The sequence below is a fragment of the Streptomyces sp. NPDC004561 genome (assembly GCF_053602155.1).
This window is the reverse complement of sequence record NZ_JBSGDB010000474.1, coordinates 1-6,480: the sequence shown is the minus strand read 5'-3', so window position 1 is coordinate 6,480 and position 6,480 is coordinate 1. Positions and strand designations below refer to the sequence as shown.

The following is a 6,480-nucleotide window of genomic DNA, read 5'->3' as shown; positions in this document are numbered from 1 at the left end:
TCGGCCTCCGCGTCACAGAAATCCTGGCCACAGCACAGGCCCGGTTGTCGGGGGGCCCGGAGTAGGAGCCGAGTACGACTCCTGCCAGTCGGCGAGGGCCTTGCGCTGCTGGGCGAGGGGGCCCGCGAGCCAGTTGTCCGGCGCGGCCTCGGGCAGGGTGCGGTTGGCGATCAGGGCCTCGGTGCGCAGGCCCCGCAGGGCGAGGCCGAGGCGCGCGGCGCGGACGGCGTCGGTGCCGGCGGGGCCGGGTTCGGCGACCAGCCGTACGGCGGTGTCACGGTCGGTGAGGACGGCCTCGACGGCGGCGAGTTCGAGGTCCCAGCGGGCCGCCGTCTCGTACAGCCAGTCGGCGGGCATGGGGACGCCGGCCAGCCGGCCCAGGACCGGGCGCAGGGCGCGGGCCGCCTGGCGCTCGGGCGGGAGGAGGCGGCGCAGGTAGCGGCGCAGTTCCTCGGGGAGGGCGAGCAGGGCGAGGGCCTGCGGGAGGGGCGGGAGGTCGACGACGAGGAGGTCGTGGCGCTCGGAGAGGGCCGCGTCCCGCACGGCGCGCAGGAAGGACAGCTCCTCGGCGCCGGGCAGCGGGGTGACCTCCTCGGCGTCCAGACGGGCGGCGCCGAGCAGGTCGAGGACGCCCGCGGCGCGCGTCTGGAAGGCGGTGAGGTCCTCGCGGAAGCGGGCGCCCGCGTCGGGGCGCCAGACGGTGAGGAGGGGGGCGGGCTGTACCGGGGTCGGTCCTGTCGCGCGGCCCAGCGCGGTGCCGAGGGTGTCGGTGCGGTCCGCGCTCAGCAGCAGCGTCCGGACGCCGTCGGCCGCGGCACGCCGTGCGGTGGCGGCGGCGATCGTGGTCCGACCGCTGCCGCCGGGGCCCGTGATCAGGATGGTGCGCATGAGGGTGAACGGTACCTTCGTGCGCGCGGGGCAAACCGCGGTGACTACTTCTCCCCGGACTCGACCCGCTTCTTCAGGCCCGCGAGGGCCCGGTCGATGATGACCTTCTCGGCCTTGCGCTTGATCATGCCGAGCATGGGGATCTTGACGTCGACCGTCAGCCGGTAGGTCACCTCGGTGGCGCCCGCGCCGGCAGGCTTCAGCAGGTAGGAGCCGTCGAGGGAGCGGAGCATCTGGGACTTCACCAGGGTCCAGGAGACCTCGTGCTCACCGGTCCAGGTGTACGCGAGGGTCTGGTCGTCCTTGATCGCGCCGGCGTCCATGACGAGCCGGACCTGCTCGGCGCGGCCCCGCACGTCGGCGGCGAGGACCTCGGCCTCCTTCACCTCACCGGTCCAGTCCGGGTAGCGCGCGAAGTCGGCGATCACCGCCATGACGTCGGCCGGGGCCGCCTCGATCGTGATGCTCGAACTGGTGTGTTCCGCCATCGCCGTGGCTCCTCCAGATGCGGACCGAAGAGAGTCTCACGTGCGCGGGCTGCGCACGTGTGTGCAGCGTGAAGGCTACCGCGCCGCCGACCTGCCGCCTTCACCCCGTCTCCCCTTGTGGTCCGCCGGCCGTCACCACTCGAGTGCCCACGGCTTCCCGGACCCGGCGAAGTGGCCCACGTTGACGCACTCGGTGGCGCCGATCCGCATCCGCCGGACCAGCGGCTGATGGACGTGCCCGAAGAGCGAATAGCGCGGCCTGGTGCGGCGGACGGCCTCCAGCAGGGCCCGGCTGCCGCGCTCGAAACGGCGCGCGACGGTGTCGTAGACCAGCTCGGGGACCTCCGGCGGGATGTGCGTGCACAGCACGTCGACCTCGCCGACCGCCTCGATCTTCGCCGCGTACTCCTCGTCGTCCATCTCGTACGGCGTCCGCATCGGGGTGCGCAGCCCGCCGCCGACGAACCCGAAGGTCCAGCCGCCGATCTCCACCCGCTGGCCGTCCAGCACGGTGGTGCCGGGCCGGGCGTACTCCCGCCACAGAGGCGGCATGTCGACATTGCCGTAGGTGGCGTACGTCGGCGTGGGGAACGCGGCGAACATCTCGGCGTACTGCTTGCGCACGGCCCGTTCGATGGCCGCGGTCCGGTCGGTGCCGATGCCGGACCACAGCCGGGCGCCGAACGCGCGGGCCTCCTCGAACCGGCGGGCGGTGCGCAGCTCGACGATGCGGTCGGCGTTCTCCGTGCCGAACAGGTCGGGGAAGATGCCGCGCGAGTGGTCGGCGTAGTCGAGGAAGAGCACGAGGTCACCCAGGCAGATCAGGGCGTCGGCACCCTCTCCGGCCCGGGCCAGGTCCCGGGCGTTGCCGTGCACGTCACTGACCACGTGGACGCGTGTCCTGGGGTTTCCGGAGGGTGTGGGTGCCATGGCGATCAAGCGTAGGCGTGTGGGGTCTGCGTGAACAGTGTCGGCCGGGCCTGCGGTTACTGGCCGGTCGGTTCAGCCGTGGACTACTGTGCGCGAAGGAACGCCAACGTGTGTGACGCAGCGAACATCTCACCGGGCCCCCCTGTCGTAGACGCCATACCGGCGGGTAACGTCCGGGCAGTCCAGTCGTGCTCTGGATTTCAACCACCGAAGACCGGAGCACCCGCCCGAGCCTTGGACCGCACCGTCGCATCGCACAACGTCGTGGCGCCGGCGCCCTATGAGGAGCAGCAGTCTTGCGCGAGTTCAGCCTTCCGGCTTTGTACGAGGTCCCCGCGGACGGCAATCTGACCGACATCGTCCGCAGAAACGCCGCGCAGCATCCCGACGTCGCCGTCATCGCCCGCAAGACCGGCGGCACCTGGCAGGACGTGACGGCCCGGGAGTTCCTGGCCGAGGTGCACACCGCCGCCAAGGGCCTCATCGCCGCCGGGGTGCAGCCGGGCGACCGGGTGGGTCTGATGTCCCGTACCCGGTACGAGTGGACGCTCATGGACTTCGCGATCTGGAGCGCCGGCGCGGTCACCGTGCCGGTGTACGAGACCAGCTCGCCGGAGCAGGTGCAGTGGATCCTGTCCGACTCGGGCGCGACCGCCTGCGTCGTGGAACTGGACGGCCACACGGCGGCCGTGGAGTCGGTGCGCGAGTCGCTGCCCGCCCTGAAGCACGTCTGGCAGATCGAGGCCGGGGGTGTGGAGGAGCTGGCGCGGCTCGGGCAGGACGTGTCGGACGAGACCGTCGAGGAGCGCAGCTCGCTCGCCAGGGCCGACGACCCGGCGACCATCGTGTACACCAGCGGGACGACCGGCCGCCCCAAGGGCTGTGTCCTCACCCACCGCAGCTTCTTCGCCGAGTGCGGCAACATCGTGGAACGGCTGCGCCCGCTGTTCCGCACCGGCGAGTGCTCGGTCCTGCTCTTCCTGCCGCTCGCGCACGTCTTCGGCCGTCTGGTGCAGATCGCCCCGATGATGGCGCCGATCAAGCTGGGCTGCGTCCCGGACATCAAGAACCTCACCGACGAGTTGGCCGCCTTCCGCCCGACGCTGGTCCTCGGCGTCCCGCGCGTCTTCGAGAAGGTCTACAACTCCGCGCGGGCCAAGGCGCAGGCGGACGGCAAGGGCGCGATCTTCGACAAGGCGGCGGACACCGCGATCGCCTACAGCAAGGCGCTGGACAGCGCGTCGGGGCCGTCGTTCGGGCTGAAGGTCAAGCACAAGGTGTTCGACCGGCTCGTCTACAGCAAGCTGCGGGCGGTCCTCGGCGGCCGGGGCGAGTACGCCATCTCCGGCGGCGCCCCGCTCGGCGAGCGGCTCGGCCACTTCTTCCGGGGCATCGGCTTCACGGTGCTGGAGGGCTACGGCCTGACCGAGTCCTGCGCGGCGACCGCGTTCAACCCCTGGGACCGCCAGAAGATCGGCACGGTCGGGCAGCCGCTGCCGGGGTCCGTGGTGCGGATAGCGGACGACGGCGAGGTGCTGCTGCACGGCGAGCACCTGTTCAAGGAGTACTGGAACAACCCGGCCGCGACCGCGGAGGCGCTGGCCGACGGCTGGTTCCACACCGGTGACATCGGCACCCTCGACGAGGACGGCTATCTGCGGATCACCGGCCGGAAGAAGGAGATCATCGTCACGGCGGGCGGCAAGAACGTGGCCCCGGCCGTGATAGAGGACCGGATCCGGGCGCACGCGCTGGTCGCGGAGTGCATGGTGGTGGGCGACGGGCGGCCGTTCGTGGGCGCGCTGGTCACCGTCGACGAGGAGTTCCTGGGGCGTTGGGCCGCCGAGCACGGCAAGCCGGCGGGCTCCACCGCGGCGTCGCTGCGCGACGACCCGGATCTGAACGCGGCGATCCAGGCGGCGGTCGACGACGGCAACGCCGCGGTGTCGAAGGCGGAATCGGTGCGGAAGTTCCGCATTCTGTCCTCCCAGTTCACGGAGGAGTCGGGCCACCTCACCCCGTCGCTGAAGCTCAAGCGGAACGTGGTGGCGAAGGACTACGCGAACGAGATCGAGGCGATCTACGCGAAGTAGTCGCCTCTCTGACGGTGCGTCATGGCGTGGTGTCCTCCACGAGGACCCGCGCCATCGTGCGTTCGGCGAGCGCGGTGATGGTGACGAAGGGGTTCACGCCGATGTTGCCGGGCACCAGCGAGCCGTCGGTGACGTAGAGCCGGTCGTACCCCTTCACCCGGCCGTAGTCGTCGGTGGCCTTCCCGAGCACGCAGCCGCCCAGCGGGTGGTACGTGAAGTCGTCGGCGAAGACCTTGCCGGTGGACCCGAACAGGTCGTACCGGTAGATCGTGAGGTTGGCCAGGTTGATCCGGTCGAACAGCTTCTTGGCCATGCCCACCGACACCGCGCTCTGGGCCGGTGTCCAGCCGAGCCTGACCGTGCCGGAGGCGGAGTCGTAGGTGAAGGACGCCCGTTCGGGGTTCTTGGTGATCGCCAGGTAGAGGCTGATCCAGTGCTCGAAGCCCATGGGCAGCGGAGCGATCTCGGCGAAGACCGGGTTGTCGGCGTTGGCCCAGTCGTCGATGCCCATCACCGGCATGGTGGCCTCGTTGGCGCCGACGGTGTCCCAGACGTGGTTGGCGCGGCCGAGCATGGTGTTGCCGTTGGTGCCCCAGCCCGCGCCCACGGCGGGGTCCAGGTCGGGCAGGGTGCCGGTGTCCCGGGCGCGGACGAGGAGTTCGGTGGTGCCGAGGCTGCCGCCGCCGAGGAACAGGTGGGTGCAGCCGTACTGCTTGGTCTCGACGACCACGCCGGTGTCGTCGATCCGGTCGGCGGTCAGCACGTACGACCCGTCGGCCGCCCGGCTGACGGACCGCACCCGCTCCATCGAGTGGATGGTGACGTTGCCGGTGCCGAGCGCGGCGGCGAGGTACGACTTGTCGAGGCTGCGCTTGCCGTAGTTGTTGCCGTAGATGACCTCTCCGGCGAGCGCGGACTTCGTGGCGGTGCCGGCGGCCTCGCGCTGCATGTAGCCGAAGTCGTAGACGTTGGGCACGAAGGTGGTCTTCAGGCCCGCGTTGGCGGCGGCCTTCCGGGAGGTGCGGGTGAACTGATACCACTCGGTGGACTCGAACCACGCCGGGTCGATGGTGTTCACGCCGAGCATGGCGCGGGCGCGCGGGTAGTAGGTGCCGTACATCTCGTCGGTGTCCACGGTCGGGAACTGCTCGGCGAAGTAGGACTTCAGGGGCGTGACCGCCATGCCGCCGTTGACGAGCGAACCGCCGCCGACACCCCGGCCGACGTAGACGGACATGTTGTCGTAGTGCACGCGGTCCAGGACGCCCGGGTAGGGGTTGATGGCCTTGTTGACCACGTCCAGCCACAGGAAGGTGGCGAGCGGGGCCTCGGTGCGGGTGCGGAACCACATGGACCGCTGGTCGGGGGCGAGGGTGGAGCAGAACACCTTGCCGTCGCCGCCGGGGGTGTTCCACAGCCGGCCCATCTCCAGCACCAGGGTGCGGATCCCGGCCTGGCCGAGCCTGAGGGCGGCGACGGCGCCGCCGTAGCCGGAGCCGACGACGATCGCGGGGGCGGACTCGGCCGCGTCGGGCTCGGCCGCACGGGCCGACTGCAGGCCGACGCGGGTGAAGCCGAGGGTGGCCGCGGTCTGGAGCGCGACCATACCGAGAATGTGGCGTCTGGTCAGCTGACGCTGCATCAGTTTTGCTGTCATGCGCGCAGCATGTGCGGATTTTCCGGTTCCGGCTAGTACGGCTGCCGGGATTCACAGAAGCGCTTCGAGCCTCTCGGCGAGCAGGTCCCAGCGCCACTTCTCCTCGACCCACCGGCGGCCGCGCTCGCCCATGCGCCGGCGCAGCTCGGGGTCCTGGAGCAGGACGACGATCCGCTCGGCCGTCTGCTCGGCCGAGCCGCCCCGGACCACCCAGCCCGTCTCCCCGTCGAGCACCGCGTCCGGCGCGCCGCCCGAGTCCCCGGCGACGACCGGCAGCCCGGTCGCGGACGCCTCCAGGTAGACGATGCCGAGGCCCTCGACGTCCAGGCCGCCGCGCCGGGTGCGGCACGGCATGGCGAAGACGTCGCCGGCGCCGTAGTGGGCAGGCAGCTCCGACCAGGGGACGGCGCCGGTGAAGCGGACC

General features: G+C 71.2%; 5 protein-coding genes and 1 pseudogene. 1 reads left to right on the top strand and 5 read right to left on the bottom strand.

The window, feature by feature from the left end:
- Positions 1 to 72 precede the first annotated feature (72 nt).
- From ACWEN3_RS38165 to ACWEN3_RS38155, 3 genes and pseudogenes are all read right to left on the bottom strand, one after another.
- Positions 73 to 888: pseudogene (locus tag ACWEN3_RS38165) on the bottom strand (ArsA family ATPase); the annotation flags it as partial.
- Between the two features lie 44 nt (positions 889 to 932).
- Entirely contained in the window at positions 933 to 1,376 is a 444-nt protein-coding gene (locus tag ACWEN3_RS38160) for an SRPBCC family protein (protein WP_452980849.1), read from the bottom strand.
- A gap of 132 nt (positions 1,377 to 1,508) precedes the next feature.
- On the bottom strand, positions 1,509 to 2,306 hold the full coding sequence (locus ACWEN3_RS38155; RefSeq protein WP_452980846.1) for a metallophosphoesterase family protein: 798 nt from the start codon (positions 2,304 to 2,306) through the stop codon (positions 1,509 to 1,511).
- A 296-nt stretch (positions 2,307 to 2,602) separates the two neighbouring features.
- On the opposite strand from ACWEN3_RS38155, the gene ACWEN3_RS38150 reads away from it, so the two are divergent.
- The gene (locus ACWEN3_RS38150) at positions 2,603 to 4,399 is read left to right on the top strand and encodes an AMP-dependent synthetase/ligase (protein WP_452980843.1); all 1,797 of its coding nucleotides are present in this window, start codon (positions 2,603 to 2,605) and stop codon (positions 4,397 to 4,399) included.
- Between the two features lie 19 nt (positions 4,400 to 4,418).
- Here ACWEN3_RS38150 and ACWEN3_RS38145 read toward each other — a convergent pair whose 3' ends face one another.
- Together ACWEN3_RS38145 and ACWEN3_RS38140 are read right to left on the bottom strand one after the other, a co-directional pair.
- Positions 4,419 to 6,056 (bottom strand): GMC oxidoreductase, encoded by a 1,638-nt coding sequence (locus ACWEN3_RS38145; protein WP_452980840.1) that lies wholly within the window; start codon positions 6,054 to 6,056, stop codon positions 4,419 to 4,421.
- Positions 6,057 to 6,107: 51 nt separating this feature from the next.
- Positions 6,108 to 6,480: glycosyltransferase family 4 protein (locus ACWEN3_RS38140; protein WP_452980838.1), on the bottom strand; the 373-nt coding region annotated here is incomplete at its 5' end.

Coding starts and splice junctions, on each gene's coding strand:
- ACWEN3_RS38145 (WP_452980840.1), bottom strand. CDS start 6,056: ATGACAGCAAAACTGATGCAGCGTCAGCTGACCAGACGCCACATTCTC.
- ACWEN3_RS38155 (WP_452980846.1), bottom strand. CDS start 2,306: ATGGCACCCACACCCTCCGGAAACCCCAGGACACGCGTCCACGTGGTC.
- ACWEN3_RS38160 (WP_452980849.1), bottom strand. CDS start 1,376: ATGGCGGAACACACCAGTTCGAGCATCACGATCGAGGCGGCCCCGGCC.